General features: G+C 73.0%; 20 protein-coding genes. 18 read left to right on the top strand and 2 right to left on the bottom strand.

Translation table 11 applies throughout. The annotated features are described in order from the left end of the window. Positions 1-13: 13 nt before the first annotated feature. The 15 genes from Q1K26_RS18595 to Q1K26_RS18525 all read left to right on the top strand — a co-directional run bounded on the left by Q1K26_RS18595 (position 14) and on the right by Q1K26_RS18525 (position 14255). The gene (locus tag Q1K26_RS18595; RefSeq protein WP_300014369.1) at positions 14-1189 is read left to right on the top strand and encodes an NADH:flavin oxidoreductase; all 1176 of its coding nucleotides are present in this window, start codon (positions 14-16) and stop codon (positions 1187-1189) included. After that, positions 1186-2094, top strand: a complete 909-nt coding sequence (locus Q1K26_RS18590; protein ID WP_300014366.1) for a VOC family protein — start codon at positions 1186-1188, stop codon at positions 2092-2094. The genes Q1K26_RS18595 and Q1K26_RS18590 overlap by 4 nt, the downstream gene beginning before the upstream one ends. After that, on the top strand, positions 2091-2552 hold the full coding sequence (locus Q1K26_RS18585; RefSeq protein WP_300014363.1) for an SRPBCC family protein: 462 nt from the start codon (positions 2091-2093) through the stop codon (positions 2550-2552). Before Q1K26_RS18590 ends, Q1K26_RS18585 begins: the two co-directional genes overlap by 4 nt. 46 nt (positions 2553-2598) lie before the next feature. Further along, positions 2599-3006, top strand: coding sequence for a nuclear transport factor 2 family protein (locus tag Q1K26_RS18580; RefSeq protein WP_300014360.1), 408 nt, complete (start codon positions 2599-2601; stop codon positions 3004-3006). Next, entirely contained in the window at positions 3003-3689 is a 687-nt protein-coding gene (locus Q1K26_RS18575; RefSeq protein ID WP_300014357.1) for a class II aldolase/adducin family protein, read from the top strand. Before Q1K26_RS18580 ends, Q1K26_RS18575 begins: the two co-directional genes overlap by 4 nt. A 48-nt stretch (positions 3690-3737) precedes the next feature. Beyond that, positions 3738-4487 (top strand): GntR family transcriptional regulator, encoded by a 750-nt coding sequence (locus Q1K26_RS18570; protein ID WP_300014354.1) that lies wholly within the window; start codon positions 3738-3740, stop codon positions 4485-4487. A 63-nt stretch (positions 4488-4550) separates the two neighbouring features. After that, entirely contained in the window at positions 4551-5483 is a 933-nt protein-coding gene (locus Q1K26_RS18565; protein WP_300014351.1) for a fumarylacetoacetate hydrolase family protein, read from the top strand. Continuing rightward, positions 5480-6385 (top strand): VOC family protein, encoded by a 906-nt coding sequence (locus Q1K26_RS18560; RefSeq protein ID WP_300014349.1) that lies wholly within the window; start codon positions 5480-5482, stop codon positions 6383-6385. Before Q1K26_RS18565 ends, Q1K26_RS18560 begins: the two co-directional genes overlap by 4 nt. A gap of 170 nt (positions 6386-6555) precedes the next feature. Next, the gene (locus Q1K26_RS18555; RefSeq protein ID WP_300014346.1) at positions 6556-7095 is read left to right on the top strand and encodes a SigE family RNA polymerase sigma factor; all 540 of its coding nucleotides are present in this window, start codon (positions 6556-6558) and stop codon (positions 7093-7095) included. Continuing rightward, complete coding sequence (locus Q1K26_RS18550) at positions 7095-7838, top strand: hypothetical protein (protein WP_300014343.1); 744 nt, start codon at positions 7095-7097, stop codon at positions 7836-7838. Before Q1K26_RS18555 ends, Q1K26_RS18550 begins: the two co-directional genes overlap by 1 nt. 132 nt (positions 7839-7970) lie before the next feature. Beyond that, complete coding sequence (locus tag Q1K26_RS18545) at positions 7971-9992, top strand: hypothetical protein (RefSeq protein WP_300014340.1); 2022 nt, start codon at positions 7971-7973, stop codon at positions 9990-9992. Next, positions 9989-10951 (top strand): YihY/virulence factor BrkB family protein, encoded by a 963-nt coding sequence (locus Q1K26_RS18540; RefSeq protein ID WP_300014337.1) that lies wholly within the window; start codon positions 9989-9991, stop codon positions 10949-10951. The genes Q1K26_RS18545 and Q1K26_RS18540 overlap by 4 nt, the downstream gene beginning before the upstream one ends. 4 nt (positions 10952-10955) lie before the next feature. Next, positions 10956-12236 (top strand): aspartate aminotransferase family protein, encoded by a 1281-nt coding sequence (locus Q1K26_RS18535; RefSeq protein ID WP_300014334.1) that lies wholly within the window; start codon positions 10956-10958, stop codon positions 12234-12236. Between the two features lie 51 nt (positions 12237-12287). Further along, a complete protein-coding gene (locus Q1K26_RS18530; RefSeq protein ID WP_300014331.1) occupies positions 12288-13307 on the top strand; it encodes an LLM class flavin-dependent oxidoreductase in 1020 nt (339 codons plus the stop codon). Between the two features lie 102 nt (positions 13308-13409). After that, positions 13410-14255, top strand: coding sequence for a helix-turn-helix transcriptional regulator (locus tag Q1K26_RS18525; RefSeq protein WP_300014328.1), 846 nt, complete (start codon positions 13410-13412; stop codon positions 14253-14255). Here Q1K26_RS18525 and Q1K26_RS18520 read toward each other — a convergent pair. Then, positions 14249-14497 (bottom strand): DUF397 domain-containing protein, encoded by a 249-nt coding sequence (locus tag Q1K26_RS18520; RefSeq protein WP_300014325.1) that lies wholly within the window; start codon positions 14495-14497, stop codon positions 14249-14251. The genes Q1K26_RS18525 and Q1K26_RS18520 overlap by 7 nt on opposite strands. Positions 14498-14712: 215 nt before the next feature. Continuing rightward, entirely contained in the window at positions 14713-16113 is a 1401-nt protein-coding gene (locus tag Q1K26_RS18515; protein ID WP_300014322.1) for a Fis family transcriptional regulator, read from the bottom strand. Positions 16114-16290: 177 nt separating this feature from the next. On the opposite strand from Q1K26_RS18515, the gene Q1K26_RS18510 reads away from it, so the two are divergent. From Q1K26_RS18510 to Q1K26_RS18500, 3 genes are read left to right on the top strand one after another with little or no spacing between them, the layout of a single operon-like run. After that, positions 16291-18216 carry a hypothetical protein gene (locus tag Q1K26_RS18510; protein WP_300014319.1) on the top strand — a complete coding sequence of 642 codons (1926 nt, stop codon included), beginning with the start codon at positions 16291-16293 and terminating at the stop codon, positions 18214-18216. Between the two features lies 1 nt (position 18217). Next, positions 18218-19840: a class I SAM-dependent DNA methyltransferase gene (locus tag Q1K26_RS18505; RefSeq protein ID WP_300014315.1), complete on the top strand. Its 1623-nt coding sequence runs from the start codon at positions 18218-18220 to the stop codon at positions 19838-19840. Continuing rightward, entirely contained in the window at positions 19837-21090 is a 1254-nt protein-coding gene (locus Q1K26_RS18500) for a restriction endonuclease subunit S (RefSeq protein WP_300014312.1), read from the top strand. The genes Q1K26_RS18505 and Q1K26_RS18500 overlap by 4 nt, the downstream gene beginning before the upstream one ends. Positions 21091-21141 lie beyond the last annotated feature (51 nt).

Raw genomic sequence — 21141 nt, 5'->3', positions numbered from 1 at the left:
CGGGAGGAGCATGATGAGCGGGACGACGTTCCCCCGGCTGTTCGAGCCGTTGACGCTGGGCGCGCGGACGGCGCCGAACCGGATCGTGCACGCGCCGATGTCGGTCTGCTACGGCCACGCCGACGGCACCGTCAGTCGCGCCGAGGTGGAGCACTACGCCCGCCGCGCGCAGGGCGGCGCCGGCACCGTGATCACCGAGAACTTCGCGGTCAGCACCGCCGGGCGGCAGATGCCGCTGCAGACGATGGTGTCCGGGCCCGAGCACGTGCCCGGCCTGCGCGAGATCGCCGACGCCGTCCACGCCCACGGCGCGCTGGCGATGGTCCAGCTCGTGCACGCGGGCCGGTACGCGGGCCCCTGGGACGTCTACGAGCAGCAGCGCAGGCTCGCACCGTCGGTCGTGGAGTTCGAGCTGACCCCGGGCCGGGTCGTCACCCCGGCCGAGATCACCCCGGCCGAGATCGCGGAGTCGATCGCGGCCTTCGGGCGGGCGGCCGAGCTCTGCGCCGAGGCCGGCTTCGACGGTGTGGACGTGCACGGCGCCCAGGGCTTCCTGCTGTCGTCGTTCCTGTCGCCGCGGACGAACCGGCGCACCGACGGGTGGGGCGGCGACGCGCACGGGCGCTCGCGGCTGCTGCGGGAGGTCGTGCGCGAGGTGCGCAGGCGCACCGGCCCGGACTTCGTGGTGGGCGTGCACCTGATGAGCGACGAGCTGCTGCCCGGCGGCTGGACGATCGGGGACGCCGTCGCGCTCGCCCCCCGCCTGGTCGCCGACGGCGCCGACTTCCTGTTCGCGATCCCGGCGACGTTCGAGTCGCTGCGGGTGCCGCCGAACGTGGGCCTGCTCGGGCGGCACCGTTACGCGATGGACGACACCCGCGCGCTGCGGGCGGCCGTCGACGTGCCGGTGATCGCGAACGGGCGGCTGGGCGACCCGGCCGACGCCGAGGCCGTGCTCGTCCGGGACGAGGCGGCCGCCGTGGGGCTCGCCCGGCCGCTGTTCGTCGACCCCGACTGGCCGCGCAAGGTCGCCGCGGGGCAGGCCGACACCGTCCGCAGCTGCCCGTGCGACCCGCCCGCCTGCCTGCGCACCCAACTGACCGGGTCGGTCTGCGACCACTGGCCCCCGGAGGTGCGGGCCCGCGGCCACTTCGGCCTCGCCCCGGTCGCGACGGGAGGCATGCCGTGATCGAGCTGACCGACATCGCCTACGTGCGCTCGGGAGCCGCCGACCTCGACGGCGCCGTGCGGTTCGCCGTCGACGTGGTCGGGCTGCAGCACGTCGGCACCGAGGACGGCGTCGCCCACGTGCGGGCCGACGGCCGCCACCACTGCCTGGCCTTCGTCGAGGGCGCCTCGGGCGTGCTCGCCTCGGCGTTCACCGTGCGCGACGACGACGCCCTCGCACTGGCCGAGACCGAGCTGGAGACGCGCGGGTTCACCGTGCACCGCGGGGACGCCGCGCAGGCCCGCTCGCGGCGCGTCGGGCGCTTCGTCGGCTTCGACGACCCCTTCGGCAACCGGATCGAGCTGGTCGTGGGGCAGCAGTCGCTCGCCCGGCCCGTCGAGCCCGGCCGCGGCTCGGGCATCACCGAGTTCGGCCACCTCTGCCTCGACGCCCCCGACGTCGCCGAGGCGTACCGGTTCTGGTCCGGCGCGTTCAACGCGCGGGTGTCGGACTGGATCGGCGACGCCGCCTGCCTCATGCGCATCGACGAGGTGCACCACAAGCTCGCGGTGTTCCAGGGCGACGGCCCCGGGCTGTGCCACGTCAACTTCCAGGTCGCCGAGCTCGACGACGTGTTCCGCAACTGGCACGCCCTGCGCGAGCGGGGCGTCGAGATCGAGATGGGCCCGGGCCGGCACCCGCAGTCCGGCGCGGTGTTCCTCTACTTCCTGGGCCCGGAGGGCCTGACCTACGAGTACTCCTACGGCGTCCGCCGGATCACCGACGAGGCGGCGTGGACGCCGCGGTTCTTCGATCCCGCCGAGGTCGGCTCCATCGACATGTGGCTCGGGCCGACCCGGCGGCCCATCACCCAGCCCCAGCTCACCCCATCCCAGCTCCGGCCCCAGGAGGCGATCCGCCCGTGATCTTCGTGACGCACGCGCTGCCGGTCAACGCGCCCGGCGAGCCGCCCGTGACCCGCGAGGCGCTGTGGGACGGACTGGTGCGCAAGGCGAACAACGCCCTGCCGTTCGTCCCGTCGATGACCGAGTGCACGGTCACCGCGCGGCAGTCCGACACCGTGTTCGACCGCGACATCGTGTTCCGGGGCCAGGCGTTCTCCGAGCGGATCACCCTGGAGCACCCGCACCGGGTGGTGTTCACCCGCACCGCGGGCCCGGTGCTGGGCACGATCGCGAACGAGATCGAGGGCGAGGAGCCCGACCTCGTGCTGCGGTTCAGCTTCGCGCTGACCGTGACGGGCGAGCCGGGCGGCTCGGCGGGCGAGCGCGCCCACGCCGAGCAGATGACCGACAGCTACCGCGCCGCGGTCGCTGCCACGCTCGACGCCGTACGCCGGATCGCCCGCGGCGCCACGGTCTGAGCACCACTGTCCGAACACCCCGCGGGAAACCCGACTGGAGACGACGATGTCCGACTGGATCACCGACTACTACGCCGACGTCGACGGGATGCGGCTGGAGCCCTACGTCGCGCACCACTCCGAGGACGCCGTCGTGGTGTTCGCCAACAACCCGCCCGCGGTCGGGAGGGCCGCGATCGGGGAGGCGATCGGCGGCTTCTGGAGCATGATCGGCGGGCTGCGCCACGAGGTGCACAACCGCTGGGACGTCAACGACGGGGCCACCGCGATCCTGGAGGTGACCACGCACTACACCACCCACGGGGGCGCGGCGGTCCCGCTGCGGTGCGTGTCGATCCTCGACCGCAACGCCGAGGGCGAGGTGACGTCGCTGCGCGTGCACATCGACCTGGCCCCGCTGTTCGCGGCGATCGCGAGCGAGTCGGAGCCGCAGGGGGCCGCGGCCGCGCCGTGACCGCACCCCCGGACGTGCGGGGCGAGGTCGCGCACGCGGCGCGCGTGCTCGCCCGCCTCGGGCTCGTCACCGCGTTCGGGCACGTGTCGGCGCGGGTCGGCGACGACGTGCTGGTCACCCCGGCCACCGCGCTCGACGGCGTCACCGCCGACGCGGTGCTCACCATCGCCCTGGACGCGGACGCGCTGCCCGCCGACGCCGCGCCGGAGACCTGGGCGCACCTGGCGGTCTACCGCGCCCGGCCCGACGTGGCCGCCGTGGCCAGGGCGCAGCCGGAGGCCGCGTTCGCCGCGGCGGCGATCAGCACCGAGCTGGTGCCGCTGCACGGGCAGGCCTGCTGGCTGGGCACCCGGGTACCCGTGCACGAGCCGGCCCGGCTGCTGCGGACGGCCGGGCTCGCCGCGGCGGCGGCGGAGGCGCTCGGCGGGTCGGACGCGCTGCTGCTGCGCGGCAACGGCGCCCTCACGACCGGCCCGAGCGCCGGGATCGCGGTGGCCAGGATGTGGCTGCTGGACGCGGCCTGCCGGGTGCGGCTGGCCACCGCGGGCCACGACCCCCGTCCCCTGGACGACGGCGAGGTCGGGGCCTGGCGCCGGGCCGGGCCGCCACTGCTGGAGCGGCTGTGGGACCGCCTCGCGGGTGCCCCCGGCACCTGCGGGAACTGCACACAGCCGGGTGCGTAGCGAGGGGTTCTGTGGTGTCGCGCCACCCATCGTGCATACACTCGTGCGATGTCGATCGCCGATCTGCTGACGGGCCGCGAGGGTCTGCGGATCTCCGATCCCCGCCAGACCAGCGTCAGCGTGCACGCCTACCTGCGCGACCTCATCATCAGCGGCGCCGTGCCGCCGGGCACCCAGCTCAAGCAGGCCGAGCTCGCCCGCGTGCTGGCGGTCTCGCGCACGCCGCTGCGCGAGGCCTTCCGCATGCTGCAGGAGGAGGGGCTCGTCTCGGCCGAGCCCAACCAGCGCAGCGTGGTGCTGGGCCTCGACGCCGACGAGCTCGACTCGCTCTACGCCGCCCGCGTCACCCTCGAGGCGCTCGGCGCCCGGCTCACCGCCGGCCGCCTGACCCGCGAGGAGATCCGCAGCACCACCGCGGCGTTCCGTGAGATGGAGCGCACCTACCGTGCCGGCGACCTGTCCAGCTGGGCCGTCGCGCACCGCCGCTTCCACCGGCTGCTGGTGAGCCGCTGCGGCGCCCCCGTACTGCGCACGATCAGCTCCTACGCCGAGCAGAGCGAGCGCTACGTGCGCATCGACCAGAACACGCAGCGCCACGACTTCGAGGCCCGCCAGCGTGAGCACCAGGCGATCTTCGACGCCGTGCGCGACGGCGACGCGCACGGGGCCGCCGTGGAGATGGCGCACCATCTGTCCGGCACCGCCCGCCGGGTCGCGGACGACCACGCGCCGGGGCGTGGCACGCCGTGCGTCGACGCGGCGCTGGACCTGCTGCTGCACGGTTGCCTGCCCCGCTGACACCCCGCCCCGCCGGTTGACAGCCCGGGCCGAAGTGTGTGCACTATGCGGGAGGAGGCGACGATGACCGATCGGCTGCGCGACCCGGCGTGGGCACTGGTGACCTTCCACCAGGGCGACCCGGCCACGAGCGAGGTCGGCATCCTGGCCGGCGGCACGGTGCGGCGCGGGCCCGAGCGGCTGGCCGGGCTGACGATGCTCGACGTGCTCGACGCCTGGGACAACCACTCCCCCGCGCTGCGGCTGCTCGACCCCGACGAGCTCGCCCCCGTCGACGGCGCCACGCTGCTCGCCCCGCTGCGCTACCCGCGCAAGGTGCTCTGCGCCGGAGCCAACTACCACGCGCACCTCGCCGAGATGGGCGTCGACCCCCCGGCCGGGCCGCTGGACCCCTACTTCTTCTTCAAGCCCCCCACGACCTCGGTGATCGGCCCGGACGAGGAGATCGTGCTGCCCGACCGGGTCGGCCGGATGATCGACTGGGAGGTCGAGCTGGCCGTCGTGATCGGGCGCCGGGCCACCGACGTCCCCGTCGGGCGGGCCCGGGAGTTCGTGGCCGGCTGGACCGTGGTCAACGACGTGTCGGCGCGCGACCGGCTGGCCCGCACCGATCCCCTCGCCCCGCCCTTCGCGCACGACTGGATGCGGGCCAAGGCAGGCGACGCGTCCTGCCCGATGGGCCCGGGCATCGTCCCGGACTGGCAGGTGGACGACCCGCAGCGGCTCGCGCTGCGGCTCTCGGTCAACGGCGTGGTGAAGCAGGACTCGACCACCGCCGACATGGTCACCGGGATCTGGCAGCTCGTCGCCACGGCCAGCGCCACCGTCACCCTCGAGCCCGGCGACGTGATCGCCACCGGCACCCCCGCGGGCGTCGGGTTCCCACGCCGCGACTTCCTGGCTCCCGGCGACGAGGTCGTCGCCGAGATCGACGGCATCGGCCGGCTGCGCAACCCGGTCGTCGCCCACGGCTCACCCGAAAGGTCCCCGCGATGACCGCTCCGCAGTCCGCCGTCCGCGTCTCCAAGCTCGGCTACGTCGGGTTCGAGACACCCGACGTCGCGCGCATGGTCGAGTACTACACGACGGTCCTGGACTTCCAGGTCGTCGAGTCCTCGACGCAGGGTGCGTACCTCACCACCGGCACCGACCACCACTGCGTGGTGCTCACCAAGGGTGAGAGCGGCCGGGCCCGCACGACCGTCGGCTACGAGCTGTGGGAGGACCTCGACGACGCCGCGCGCCGGCTCACGGAGGCGGGCTACGAGACCAGCCGGCGCAGCGACATCGGCCCCGGCACCCCCGACGTGCTGGTGCTCGACGAGCCCGGCACGGGCGTGCCGCTGCACCTGATCACGAGCCAGGACCCGTCCTGGGTGGGCGGGTACACCCCGCTGCGGCCCACCAAGCTCGGCCACGTGGCCGCCTACGCACCCGAGCTGGCCCCCATGCAGGCCTTCTACCAGGACCTGCTCGGGTTCCGCTGGTCCGACACCGTCGGCGACTTCTTCGTGTTCCTGCGCTGCAACGCCGACCACCACGCCGCCAACTTCATGGCCAGCAGCAAGTACCAGGGCATGCACCACGTCGCCTACGAGATGCGCGACCCGAACCACCTCATCGCGATGCTCGACCACCTCGCCCGGCACGGCCGCCGCCTGCACTGGGGCCCCGGGAGGCACGGCCCGGGCCACAACCTGTTCACCTACCACCGCGACCCCGACGGCAACGTCGTCGAGCTGTTCACCCAGATCGACGTCGTGCACGACGAGCGGACGGGCCACTGGGAGCCCCGGCCGTGGCACGAGGAGCACCCGATGGGCCCGCGGACGTGGGAGGTCGACCTCGCCACGGTGAACCAGTGGGGCCCCGTCGACCCGCCGAGCCTGGACCACTGACCGAGCGGTCCCCGGCCGGTGGCCCCGGACCCGACATGCGGTGATCGCCGACGGTGATCGGCACCCGCCCCGAAACCCTCCGTCCGGGTGCAACCCGGCCGCGGGTGCAGGCGTGAGGGTGGTGGACGTCCGGCGGCGCCGGGCGACACGTCCGGGGAAGGGGCCGTGGAATGGCTGGGAGCGAGGGACGGGAGGCCGGCTTCGACGCGTTCTACGCGGCGACGTCGGGCCGCGTGCTGGGGCAGCTCTACGTGCTGACCGGCGACAGGGCGACGGCCGAGGACGCCGTCGCCGAGGCGTACACGCGGGCGTGGCAGCGCTGGGCCCTGGTGTCCGCGCACGACGCGCCCGAGGCGTGGGTGCGCACCGTCGCCTCGCGGGTGGCGATCAGCGCGTGGCGCAAGGCGCGCAACCGGCTGCTCGCGCACCGCCGGGCGGCGCCCGCGCCGGTCGACCCGACGCGGCATCGCGCCGACCTGGTCGCGCTGGCCGCGGCGCTGCGCGGCATACCGGAGCGCCAACGGCGGGCGGTCGTGCTGCATCACCTCGCCGACCTGCCGGTCGCCGAGGTCGCCAGGGAGATGGACGTGCCCGAGGGCACGGTCAAGTCGTGGCTGTCCCGGGCCCGCCGGGACCTGGTCACCGCGCTCGCGGAACCGGGCGCCGCGGTCGGGCACGGCACGCTGGGAGCGGAACGGGGTGGGACGTGATGGGTGAGGATCTCGACGGGCGCCTGGCCGAGCTGGCCCGCGCGGGCGCGGAGTCGGCACAGCTGCCCCCCGCGGCGCGGTTGCGCCGCCGCGGGGCGCGCCGGCAGCGCACTCGCATCGTCGCGGCCGGGGCGACCGCGGCCGCGATCGTCGTCGGTGTGGTGGTCGGGACGGGTGCGCTGTCGACGGGCGGCCCGCCGGCCGCCGGGACGCCCACCGGCCCGACGACCGGCCCGACCGCCGGCCCGACCAGCGGCCCGGGCACGACGGCGACGGCCGCGCCGCCCGACGCCGACGTACCCGCCGCGGACCGGCAGGTGGCGCTGCGGACACCGGAGGGCCACCTGCTCGCCATCGGCGACGACGGCTACCTCACGACCGACCGCGACGGGGTGGAGGCGACCACCGGTTTCGTGTTCGTGCCGGTCGCGCCCGGTGCCGAGCGCTACCTGCTCAAGACCCCCGGCCTGACGACGGGGGGCGAACCGGGCTGCCTGTACGGCACCGGCGAGGGCGCCGAGCCCGGCCGCGGCATCGCCACGACCGCGTGCGACACCAGCGACGACACCCAGCTGTTCACCGTCGCGCGGTCCGCCGACTTCCCGGCGGGCGCGCTGTCGCTGGGCAACGGGAACGGGTGGGTCTCGGTCGACGGGATCCTGGTCAGCGTCAGCCTCGACTTCCCGATCGGCACCCCGCTGACCCCGGAGGACCTGGGGCGGTACGTCGACCCCCTCGACTAGGCCGGCGCACCTGACGGCCACCTGACGACCGGCCGTGGACGTGGATAGGGCGGCATCGCCGGGGGTAGGGGCCCTGGAGGCGCCCCGGGTCGCGGGACCCGGCTGCCGTGACCGACGACCGAGCGAGGAGAGATGGTCGCGATCCACCCCTCACCCACCCCGGCCCCGGCGCCCGCCGGGCGGCACCCCACCCCGGCGACCGGTCGCCGACGGTCCCGCCGCACCCTCGCCGCCGCCCTCACCCTGATGGTGGCCGCGGCCGGGTGCGCCTCGGCCGAGGTGAGCACCGTCCCGCCCGATCCGGCCGGCCTCGGCGCCGGCGGGACCGCCCCGGTGGGCGACGCCGACCCCGGCCCGGTGCAGGGCGGGGGCTACCCCGACCCGGCGGGCGGCCCCGCCCAGCTCACCGACGTGCGGGCGGCGGGCCAGGACGGGTTCGACCGCATCGTGCTCGAGTTCGCCGACACCGTCCCCGGCTACCGCGTGAGCTACACCGAGCCCCCGGTCCGCGAGGCCGGTTCCGGTGCCGTGGTGCCGATCGAGGGGCAGGCGTTCCTGCAGATCCGCACCACCCCGGCGAGCACCGTCGACCTGTCCGGTGACGAACCCCGCACCACCTACTCCGGGCCCGACCGCCTGGCGCCGCCCCGGGCCGAGGCGGTCACCGAGGTCGTGCGGACCGGCGACGTCGAGTCGCAGCTCACCTGGACCGCGGGCGTCACCGACCGGCTGCCCTACGCGGTGCAGGTCTTCCGGGGCCCGCCCCGCCTGGTCGTCGACGTGCTGCACGAGAGCGGGAACGGCCAGAACGGCGACGGGCAGAACGGCGACGGCGACGGGCGCCTGCGGCCGATCGGCGAGGCCGGCACCGACGACGTCGCGGCCGACGGCACCGCCGCGCCGGTGACCCTCACCGACGTGCGCCTGGGCGCCCACGACGGGTTCGACCGCATCGTCCTCGAGACCGCGGGCGGCGGGCGCGCCGGCTGGGAGATCGGCTACACCGACCGCCCGCGGGCGCAGGGCTCGGGCGCCCCGATCGAGGTCCCCGGCGCGGCGACGCTGGGCATCACCCTGACCAACGTGGCCCTGCCGGGCGACGCGCCGCCCGACACCGCGCCGTGGGACGGGCCGCAACGCCAGCGCATCGAGGGCGCCCAGGTGCTCACCGAGCTCGTCGAGGACACCCTCTACGAGGGCCGCTACGCCTTCTACGCCGGGCTCACCGGAACGCGGCCGTTCGCGGTCGGGCGGCTCGACGACCCCCAGCGCATCGTCGTCGACGTCCTGACCGGGCAGCCCGCACCCGATCGGCCGGTGGCCCTCACCCAGCGCTGCGACGGCCCGGCGACCGCGGTCTCCTATCCACAGGGCTGGTCGACCAACCCCGGCGACGCGGTGGCGCCGTGCACGCGGTTCGCCCCGCAGCCCATCGACCCGCAGCCCGAGACCGACGCCCGCGCCGCGCCCATCGCGGTGTCGGCGGAGTCGACGCCGTACTTCCGCCTCGCCTCCCCCGACCCGGCCACCGAGCAGGACCGCGCGGTCACCGTCGTCGACGGCCGGCAGGCCGTGCGCATCGAGCGCGTCGCCACCGGTGAGGGGCTCTACCCGCAGGGCACGCCGACCACGAGCTACCTGATCGACCTCAGCGAGGGCGTCGACGACGGGCCGGGCACCCTGGTGGCGAACGCCGTCGGGATCGGCGGTACCGACCACGAGCGCGACGTGGCCGTGCTCGACCGGATGGTGCGCACGATGGAGATCACCGCGGGTTCCCCCGCGGAGGAGTCCGTCGTGGCCGCCTACTCCGGTGGCGGCGGTGCGTTCACGGTGACCGCGACCACGCGTGACGGGCAGGTGTGCCTGCGCATCCCGCCCGACGGCGCGGAGAACTGCGTGGCACCGCCCGCGGCCACCGAGGTCGCGACCGTGCCGCTGACCCTGGTCGGGGACCGGCAGGTCACCGCCGGGGTGGCCGGGGACCGGGTGTTCCGGGTCGAGTTCGCGCAGACCGACGGCGACCCCCTCGCGGTGCTGCCCGCACCGGTCCCCGACTCCGGGACGGGTGGTTTCGCCGTCCCGCTGGGCCCCGCCGAGACCGGCGGCCTGACCTGGTCGGGTCCCGACGGGAGCGAGCTGGGCTCCCGGTGAACCGGGCGGGCCCCGGCGCGGAGCCCACGACCCCGCGCGCCCGGCTGCCACGGCTGCGGCTTCCACGGCTGCCCGGGTCGCTGCGGCCCGCGGTGTCGCTGGGGCGCGAGCTGGCCGCCGCGAGCATGCAGGACCGGCTGCCCGGGCTCGCCGCCGAGGTCGCGTTCTTCGCGGTGCTCGGGGTGTTCCCCGGACTGCTGATCGCCGCGGGCCTGCTCGGCGTGCTCGACGTCGTCGTCGGCGCCCAGCTCGCCGAGACCGCGCAGATGCAGGTGGTCGGCGCGCTGGACACGCTGCTGACCGACCGGGCCGGGCCGCTGCTGTCCTCGGTGCGCGGGCTGTTCGAGTCCAGCCGCGGGGAGCTGCTGAGCCTGGCCGCGGCCGGGGCCCTGGTGTCGATCTCCGGTGCCTTCGCCGTCGTCGTGCAGGCGCTCAACCTCGCCTACGACGTCGACGAGCACCGGTCCTGGCTGCGCAGGCGGCTGCTCGGGCTGGGGCTGGGCGTGGTGACGCTGGTGGCCGGCGTGCTGGCCCTGGCCGCGCTCGTCGTCGGCCCGCTGCTGGGGGCGGGTTCCCAGCTCGCCGGGCTGGTCGGGTGGGACGAGGTGTTCGGCCGGGTCTGGGACCTGCTGCGGCTGCCGGTGGTCGCGCTGTGCCTGCTGCTGTTCTCGGCGGCGCTGTTCCGGATCGCGCCGAACCGGCCCGTCCGCTGGCGCGACACCGTGCCCGGCGCGCTGCTCACCACCGCGCTGTGGGGGGCGGCCAGCGCCGGGTTCCACCTGTACCTGACCCTCGCCGCCGACGCGAACCCCGTGCTGGGCGCCTTCGGCGGCGGCGCCATCGTCATGATCTGGGTGTACCTGCTCAGCCTGGGCCTGCTGCTGGGCGGCGAGCTCAACGCGGTCCTGCTGAACCGGCGCCGAGCACCTTCTCCCGGACGCCGCGGTGACGCAGCATGAGCCCATGACCGATGACCCCTTCTGGACCGACGTCGAGCGCCACGTGGTCCGCTACGGCGGCCCCTTCTCCCCCGCGGTGATCGAGCGGGCGGCGGGTACCTACGTCCACGACTCCACCGGCCGCGCGATCCTCGACTTCACCTCCGGCCAGATGAGCGCGGTACTCGGCCACTCCCACCCCGACGTCGTCGCGACGGTGCGGGAGTCGATCGCGACGCTGGATCACCTGTTCAGCGGCATGCTCTCGCGGCCCGTCGTCGACCTGTGCCGCAGGCTCGCCGAGCTGACCCCCGCCCCGCTGCAGCGCTCGCTGCTGCTGACCACCGGCGCGGAGGCGAACGAGGCGGCGCTCGCGATGGCGAAGCTGGCCACCGGCGGCTACGAGATCGTGTCGTTCGCGCAGAGCTGGCACGGGATGACCTCCGGCGCCCGCGCCGCCACCTACAGCGCCGGGCGCCGCGGCTACGGCCCGACCGTCCCGGGCAACCTGGCCCTGCCCGCCCCGAACCCCTACCGCAGCGTCTTCGGCGACGACTGGAAGGCCGAGCTCGACCACGGCTTCGACCTCGTCGACCGCCAGTCCACCGGCGCGCTCGCCGCCTGCCTGGTCGAGCCGGTGCTCAGCTCGGGCGGCGTGCTCGACCTGCCCCCGGGCTACCTCGCCGCGCTGCGCCGCAAGTGCGACGAGCGGGAGATGCTGCTGGTGCTCGACGAGGCGCAGACCGGTGTCGGGCGCACCGGCACGATGTTCGCCTTCGAGCGCGACGGCGTCGTCCCCGACATCCTCACGCTGTCCAAGACCCTCGGCGCGGGCCTGCCCCTGGCCGCGGTCGTCACCACCGCGGAGATCGAGCAGCGCTGCCACGACCGCGGCTACCTGTTCTTCACCACCCACGTGTCCGACCCGCTGCCCGCGGCGGTCGGGCTCACCGTGCTGCGGGTGGTCGAGCGCGACGGGCTGGTCGCGCGGGCCGCGCAGGCCGGCGCCCGGCTGCGCGGCGGGCTCGAGGAGCTCCAGAACCGTCACGACTGCATCGGCGACGTCCGCGGCCGCGGGCTGCTGCTCGGACTCGAACTCGTCGCCGACCGCACCACGAAGGCACCCGCCGACGCCCTGGGCCGTGCGGTGACCACCGGCTGCCTGGACCGGGGCCTGCACCTCAACATCGTGCAGCTGCCCGGCATGGGCGGGGTGTTCCGCATCGCCCCGCCCCTGACCGTCGCCGACACCGAGATCGATCGCGCGCTGGAGATCCTCGACGAGTCCCTCACCGCCGCCCGCTGACGCCTGCCCGGCAGGCGGAATGCCGACCGCCGGCGACCGGTTGGTTGAGAGGTGAAGAAGATTGGCTTCCTGTCCTTCGGCCACTGGTCGGACTCGCCGCACTCGATGGTGCGCTCGGGCGCGGACTCACTGCTGCAGTCCATCGAGCTCGCGGTCGCGGCGGAGGAGCTGGGCGCCGACGGGGCGTACTTCCGGGTGCACCACTTCGCGCGGCAGCTCGCGTCGCCGTTCCCGCTGCTCGCCGCGGCCGGGGCCCGGACCAGCCGCATCGAGCTGGGCACCGGCGTCATCGACATGCGCTACGAGAACCCGCTGTACATGGCCGAGGACGCCGCCGCGGCCGACCTGATCTCCGGCGGGCGGCTCCAGCTCGGCATCAGCCGCGGATCCCCCGAGCAGGTGATCGACGGCTACCGCTACTTCGGCCACGAGCCGGCCGGGGGCACGACCGACGCCGACATGGCCCGCGAGCACACCGGCCGGTTCCTCGAGGTCATCGACGGCGCGACCTTCGCCCGACCCAACCCGCGCCCGATGTTCCCCAACCCCCCGGGGCTGCTGCGCATCGAGCCGCAGTCCCCCGGGCTGCGGGACCGGATCTGGTGGGGCGCCGGATCGCGCGCGACCGCGGGGTGGACCGCGCGCCAGGGCATGAACCTGATGAGCTCGACGCTGCTCACCGAGGACACCGGCGTGCCGTTCCACCAGCTGCAGGCCGAGCAGATCCGGATCTTCCGCGACGCCTGGGCCGAGGCCGGGCACGACCGCACGCCGCGCGTGTCGGTGAGCCGCAGCATCTTCCCGATCGTCAGCGACCTCGACAAGCAGCTGTTCTGGCGCGAGCGCCACAGCACCGACCAGGTCGGCTTCCTCGACGGCGGCAACGCCCGCTTCGGCCGCACGTACGCGGGCGAGCCGGACAAGCTGGTCGACGAGCTGGCCGAGGACGAGGCGATCGCCGCCGCCGACACGCTGCTGCTCACCGTGCCCACCCAGCTGGGCGTGGACTACAACGCCCACGTCGTCGAGGCGGTCCTCACCCACCTGGCCCCGGAGCTGGGCTGGCGCTGACGCGCGGCCGGTCACCCCTCGACAACGGATACCCTCCTCCCGATTTCTGCAATTTGCAGAACGCAGTATGCTCGCGCTGCCGGACGAGACCAGGAGGTGCAGGTGACCAGTCCGATCGTCGGTCGCCGCCTCCTGGCGGCGGACCTGCGCCGCCACCGGCTCGAGTCCGGTCGGACGATCGAGGAGGTCGCCGCCCACCTCGAGTGCTCGCCGGCGAAGGTGTCGCGGATGGAGACCGGCATCGTGAAGGTCGGTCCGCAGGACCTGCGCGCTGTCCTCGAGCTCTACGGCGTGGACGGGGCCGCGCGCGACACGCTGTTCGACCTGGTTCGCCAGGCCCGGGTCCGGGGATGGTGGGAGGCCTACGCCGACGTCGTGCCACCCGGTTCGGCCCGGTTCTACGGCTTGGAGGACGGCGCGGAGCTGATCGCCCAGCACGTCACCTCCCTGGTGCCGGGGTTGCTGCAGACCGAGGGATACATCCGGGCGCTCGTCGGTTCGGTGGCGGGGATCGATCCGGCGATCGTGGACCGCCGGGTCGAGCTTCGCCTCCGCCGGGCCACGCTGCTCGACCGCCCGGAGCCGCCGGAGCTCGACGTGCTGCTCGACGAGGCCGTGCTGCGGCGGGTGATCGGCGGACAGGAGGTGTTCGCCGAGCAGCTGCGACACCTGCTCGCCGTGGCCGATCGGCCGTCGGTGTCACTTCGGATGATCGAGTTCGACGCGCCGGTGCACCCCGCTGTCGGCATCACCTTCACCCTGTTCCGGTTCGCGGGCGACCCCACCGGCGTCGTGTTCCGCGAGCAGCTCGACGCCAACGCGTTCCTCGACGACCCGGACGCCGTGGCCGGCTACCACGCCTCGCTCACCGCGGCGGCCGCGGTCGCGGCCGGGCCGGACCGGTCGCGGGAGCTGCTCGCCGCTCGCCTCGCCGAGGTCGATCAGTGATCGGGATCCGGCGGGAGCTCGAACTCCCCCGCCTTCACCCCGCAGAGGAACACCCGCCACTCGGCCCGGGTGAACCGCAGCAGCGGCCCGGAGGGCTCCTTCGAGTCACGCACCACGACGGCGTCGCCGCGGAGGGCGACGTCGACGCAGGTCTGGTCGGCGCCCTGGCTGCAGGAGCTGTGCCGGAAACGCAGGGACAGCGGACCGGCGGCCCGCCGGTGGCCGTGGATGCAGGAGTGCATGGGGATTCCTCTCGGACGGGGATCAGGAAGCTGCTCGGTGGCACCGCTGGAGGGGGCTCGGGTGCCGTCGATCGGTGGCACGCCGGCCGTCACGCACGTGACGGCCGGCGCAGTCACCCACGGGTTGCTGTGGGACCGCTGCGCGGCCGACGGCCCGTCGCGAGACCGTCAGCACGATCTCGGCCCAGACCCACGGGTACGAGATGTCCCGACGGTCAGGCCGCGGCATCGCCGGACTCCGCGTCGCTCGCCGCGCCGAGGGCGGTGCGCGCCTGGGACAGCAGGCGCGACAGCTCGGTGTGCAGCGCCTCGGACTGGTCGCCGATGGTGGTCGCCTCCCGGCGGATGATGCCGACGGCCTTGGTGACCTTGTCGATCCGGCCGAGCACGCCGATCGCCTCCGCGATCTTCTCCTCGGCGACGCGCACCTCGCCCGACCGCTCGTCGTGGACCGCGCTCTGGGCCGCGAGCCGCAGCAGCTGCAGGACGACGCGCAGGAGGTCGACCGAGTCGGACTCGGGATCGAACGCCAGCAGCAGGCGGCGGGGGCCGAGGCTGACGACTCCGTGGCCGCCCAGCTGATCAGCGCTCCGCACGATGCCCAGCGATGCCCGCGCGCTGCGGTTGCGCTCTGCCTCGGAGAGGTAGTCGCCCCATCCCTTGCGCTCGGAGTCGGTCATCTCAATGACGATCCGCGCGTCGCCGCCGTGCACGGCCAGGACACCGTCGCCCTTCTTGTTCGACCGGAAGAGCCCGACCGTCGCCGAGGTGTCGACGTACTCGTCGCCGTAGCCGGCCGCCAGCTCGGCGAGGACGAGGTGCAGCGCGTCCTCGAACGGCTTGCCCTTGAGCGTGCTCATCCGCTCCGCCGTCGCGCGCGCACCGCCTGCCGCCTGGGCGAGCTTGACCGTCTCGGTCAGGGCGTCGATCTTGCGCCCGAGGTCGGCGTTGTTCGTCACGAGCGTGTCCGCCTGCTTCTGGAGCTGCTCGGCCAGCAGGCGCGACTGCTGGGCCACGGGCGAGGCCGGGTCGGCCGGATCGAACTGGCGGGCGGCCTTCGCGATCAGCTCCGCGGTCTGCTGCGTGGAGCGCGCCTCGAGGTCCCGCTCGAAGCGATCGATGACCGGGGCGAGCCGGGCGAGCAGTTCGGGGTGCTCGCCACCGAGGAGTCGGTTGACGTCACCGGCGAGCACCTTCCCCGCGGCGTCGACGTTCTCGGCGAACGCGCGCCGCGTCTCGGTGCCGAGCTCGCCGATCGCGGCGCGCATCGCGACGGTCGACGTCTCGATGGTCTCGGTGGCCTTCCGGATCGCCTCGTCGGTGACCTGGCCGGCCTGCCGGGATGCCTCCGCGGTGCGCTCGCCGACCTCCGTGACCAGCGCCCCCAGGTTGTAGGCCTCCTGGGCGCCGCCTGCGGTGGCGATGGCGTGTGCGCCGACCGAGAGCGCCTGGACGGCGAACGCCGTCACGTCGGCGCCGGCCATGTCGGTGGCCGCCACGGCGGCGCCACGACGGCCGGTCGACCAGCGCCGGGCCTCCGTGACAACGGCCGGGTCGCGCAGGTCGAGGTGGTCGATGACGACCGTGGGACCAGTGTCGTCGAAGTGTGCGGGCATCGGACTGTCTCCTCCTCGGCGGCGGCCGGGGCGACCGCGATGGAGGAACGATGAGGCCGCACAGTCCGGCAGGTCGAGCGCGTGCACTGAGAAACCGGGTTCTCAGTGAACAAGCGTGTGCGCCATGCGCAACCCGCTACTGTTCGGCGGGCGCTGCAGGACGAGGGGAGGTCGGCCATGGTGGCACACGGGGCGTCCGTGACGATGCAGGACATCGCCCAGCTCGCCCGGGTGCAGCGGCATGTCGTGTCGATGTGGCGCAGCCGGCCGACGGTCCGCGGCGAACGCATCCCCTTCCCGGAGCCTGTGCCGTCCACCGACGGGGTCCTCCGCTTCGATCGCGACGAGGTCGTCGACTACCTGGCCACGACCCGCCGCGGCAACAACACCGACGCCCGCTACGACGCGCCGGGCGTCTCGGCTCCGGACGGGCTCGCCATCGAGGACGTCGTGGTCCTGCTGTGCCTGCACGCCCTCACCGGTGACGAGCTGGAGGGTCGCTCGGCGGCCGAGCTGGTGGCGGCCGCGGAGCGGGTCGATGCGGGCGACCGCGTCATGCTGCGAGAGCTGCGCGCGATGCGGCCGACGGCCGAGATGCTCCGCTACGTCGACGATCTGGTGGAGGCCTCGTTCGGGCTGTCCGACGCGCTGAATCGGCTGCAGGCCGGGCCACTGAGCCGGGTTGCGGCGGGGGCGGGAGGCGGCGGAGCCGCCGGGGTCGGATTGTCACAGCCGGAGCGGGGCCTCGACGACGAGGCCATCGAGCTCGTTCGCGCGGTCGTCGAGGCCGCGCGACTCTCGCTCGATGCCGACGTCGTCGCGCTCGACCCGCCCGCCGACCTCGTGCTGGCGCGCCGGCTGGCCGGTGGGTTCGCCGGCATCGTCCTCGGCGATGACGTCGACCGGCGGCGGCAGCGCAGGCGTGCCCTGCTCGACGGCGTCGACGTCGTCGAGGGCAGCCCGTCGACGGTCCGGGTGCGGTCGGTGGTCGGTGCGTCGGAGCAGGCGGCGCTGGAGGCCGTCGACGAACTGACGGTCACGCTGGCACCAACCGAGGTGGGCGTGGTGATCGGCTCCGCGGCCGTGATGTGCGATCCGCTGCCGGGACCTGGCGAGCGGGATCGCGCCCACACCCTCCGGCCGGGGAACCTGGCGATGGCGATGCGCCTTCCGCGCGGGCTGTGGAAGGGCGCGCACCGCCAGAGCCTGGGGATGTGGGTGCTGCGCGGCGGCGGTAGCGCGTCGACGCTGTGGCTGGCGGATCTGGACACGGAGACCGTTGAGCGCGACGACCTCGCGAACGATGTACTGGCCGCGCTCCGCGGCACCGAGCGGCGCGCCTACCGCTACGCGCGCCGCGACGTGCTCACCCGAGTGCTGGGTGGCGGCGCGGTGGTCCCGCGCGGAGCCCGGGCGGCCCGGTTCGCCGTCGTGGAGGGCGGTGCCCGCCTCGACCGGATCTACGCGGCGAGCCTGACCACCGGCGAGACCATCGCCGGCTTCGACGTCACCGCCACCTCGGCGTCGACGGGGATGGTGGTCCGGCGCCGGTCCCTCGCGGAGTTGCGCGACACCGGACAGCTGGTGGTGCGGCGCGGATCCCGCATCGACGCCGGCCACACCGATCCCGCCGGAACGGTGCCGGTGCTCTCCGCCGACGGGAGCACGGACACGCTCTTCCTCGACCCGTTCGACGCGGACCAGCACTACCGCCGCGCCCACCGGACCGAGCCGGGCGACGTGATCGTCCTCGACGGGAGGCGCCCCGTCGCGCGGGTCGATCCGCGGGGCGGGGCGTTGGTCGCGTCGCCGAGCCGGATCCTGCGCCTGACGCCCACCGCCCCGGTCGGACCGCACGCGCTCGCCGCGATCGTCAACGACATCGCCCCGCCCGGCAGTGAATGGCCGACGTGGAGCGTGCCCGAACTGCCGCCGGCCGAGTGCGGCCTGCTCGACGCCGCCCTCGCGGGCGCGGCCGCCCACAAGGAGGTGCTGCGCCGCCACGAACAGGCGCTGCGGGACCTCGTCACGAACCTCATCCACGGTGTGGCCGCCGGTGCGGTCACCCTCGACCCGACCCTCATCGACACGGGAGCTGGCTGACGTGCCACCACGGAAGAAGGCGGAGCCGCAGGCGCCGTCGACCATGAAAGAGCTCAAGGACACGCTGTGGAAGGCCGCCGACAAGCTTCGCGGTTCCCTCTCGTCGAGCCAGTACAAGGACGTGATCCTCGGGCTCGTCTTCCTCAAGTACGTCTCCGATGCCTACGACGAGCGCCGCGAGGCCATCCGCGCCGGCCTCGCCGACGACGGTTGGGACGACGAGCAGATCGCCGCCGTGATCGACGACCCCGACGAGTACCAGGGCTACGGCGTGTTCCTCGTGCCGGAGAAGGCGCGCTGGTCCTTCCTCTCCGAGAATGCCAAGGGCAGGCCGGCGGAGGGCAGCGAGCCGCCGCGCACGATCGGCTCGCTGATCGACGCCGCCATGGAGGCACTGGCTCAGGCCAACGAGAGCCTGCGCGCCACCCTGCCGAGCGGCTACAACCGCGACGCGGTCGACCAGCGCCGCCTCGGCGAGCTGGTGGATTTGTTCAACAGCGCTCGCTTCAGCCGGCAGGGAGAGCACCGCGCCCGCGACCTCATGGGCGAGGTGTACGAGTACTTCCTCGGCAACTTCGCCCGCTCCGAGGGCCGCCGAGGCGGGGAGTTCTTCACTCCCCCGTCGGTGGTGAAGGTCCTCGTCGAGGTGTTGGAGCCGTCGCAAGGCCGGGTGTACGACCCGTGCTGCGGCTCGGGCGGGATGTTCGTGCAGACCGAGCGGTTCATCCGCGAGCACGACGGCGACCCCACCGACATCTCGGTGTTCGGGCAGGAGGCCATCGGCGAGACCTGGCGCCTGGCGCGCATGAACCTCGCCATCCACGGCATCGACAACAACGGCCTCGGCGCCGGCCCCGGCGACACCTTCGCCCGCGACCAGCACCCTGACACCAAGATGGACTACGTCCTCGCCAACCCGCCGTTCAACATCAAGGACTGGACGCGCAACACCGAGGACCCACGCTGGCGCTTCGGCGTCCCGCCGGCGAACAACGCCAACTATGCCTGGATCCAGCACATCCTGTGGAAGCTCGCACCGGGCGGGAAGGGCGGCGTCGTGATGGCGAACGGATCGATGTCGTCGAACTCGAACGGCGAAGGCGCGATTCGCGCGGAGATCGTCAAGTCGGACCTCGTGTCTTGCATGATCGCGCTGCCCACGCAGCTCTTCCGCAGCACCGGCATCCCGGTGTGCCTCTGGATCTTTGCCAAGGGCAAGAGCGCGGGCAAGCAAGGCTCGATCGACCGCACTAGTCAGGTGCTCTTCATCGACGCCCGCGAGATGGGCTTCATGGTCGACCGTGCCGAGCGGGCATTCTCCAGCGAGGACATCGTCCGCATCGGAGACACCTACCACGCCTGGCGAGGCTCGCCCTCAGCTACCGCGACGAATTGCACATACCAGGACATCCCAGGATTCTGCAAGTCGGTGACCCTGGATGAGATCAAAGCTGCCGACTACGCCCTGACGCCAGGGCGATACGTCGGATTGGCCGAAGTCAGCGACGACGGCGAAGCGCTGGATGTCAAGATCGAGCGCCTGACCAAGAAACTTCTCGCGGAGTTTGATGAATCGGCCCGGCTCGAGCATGTAGTACGCGCGCAGCTGGCGACCCTTTCATGAGCAGATCAACTCGTACAGGTGGCCGGGAGGCCACGAAAGGGGTGATTCCGGGCCGCATCGCATTGAGCGTCGGCAGACCTGAGGAGCTCCCGGAGCCGCCAGGTTTCAGTTGGTGCATACTAAGCGATATTGCGCATCTGGAGAGCGGACACACCCCGAGTAGATCAAGGGACGAATACTGGGGCGGGAAAATTCCCTGGATCGGCATTCGGGATGCGACCGCCAACCATGGAAAGGTTATCGATAATACGCTCGATCGCGTCACTCAGGAAGGCCTCGACAACTCCTCAGCTCGGATTCTTCCTGCGAGGACCGTCTGCCTCTCCCGCACAGCCTCGGTCGGATTCGTTGTCGAAATGGGCCGACCCATGGCCACCAGTCAGGACTTCGTGAACTGGATCTGCGGCCCGCAGCTCAACAGCTCGTATCTGCGGTACATATTCATGCTGGAGCAAGACAGTGTGCGACGTTTCGCTCATGGTACCACCCACCAGACCATGTACTATCCGGAAGCGAAGGCGCTAAACGTTCTGGTACCGACTCGTCGCCAGCAGGACGCCATCGTTGCAGTGCTGGGAGCACTCGACGACAAGATCGTCATAAACGAGATGGTAATTGCCACGATGGACGAGCTGGCAGCGACCCTCGCACGTAGCACATTCAAGCGGTCTGAAGTATCGCTTTCGGCCATAGCAACTGTCACCATGGGATCATCGCCACCCGGAACCAGCTACAACGAGGACGGCACTGGAACGCCCTTCTATCAGGGAGTTCGTGACTTCGGACCGCGATTCCCGAAACGACGTGTATGGACGACAGAACCCGTTCGTTCGGCGGAAGCGACTGACACGCTGCTTAGCGTTCGGGCACCGGTGGGAAGGATGAACCTGGCTGAAGAATCGCTTTGTCTAGGACGAGGACTTGCAGGGCTCCGATCGAAAGAAGGTCGACCCATGACCCTCTTTCACCAGGTCCGAGCGGCGCATCGTGAATGGATACCATACGAGGCAGAGGGAACGGTTTTCGGAGCGATCAATAAGGCGCAGCTTGAGTTGGTTAGCGTGCCAGCTATAGAAGAGTCGCGAGGCCTGTGGCTTGAGGAAAAACTCGTCGCGATGGAGTCGCACATTGCGACACTACTCGTCGAGAACGAGAGGCTGGTACAGACGCGTGACGAACTGCTGCCGCTGCTCATGGCCGGCAAGATCCGCGTGCGAGACGCCGAGCGGCAGGTCGAGGAGCAACTGTGACAACACTGCGCCATACTCCGCCACGATAGTGGCGGAGTATGGCGGAGTATG

It is taken from the genome of Pseudonocardia sp. (genome assembly GCF_029263155.1).
GTDB lineage: Bacteria > Actinomycetota > Actinomycetes > Mycobacteriales > Pseudonocardiaceae > Pseudonocardia.
The sequence above is the reverse complement of the archived record's forward strand: the minus strand, read 5'-3'. Positions and strand labels throughout refer to the sequence as shown.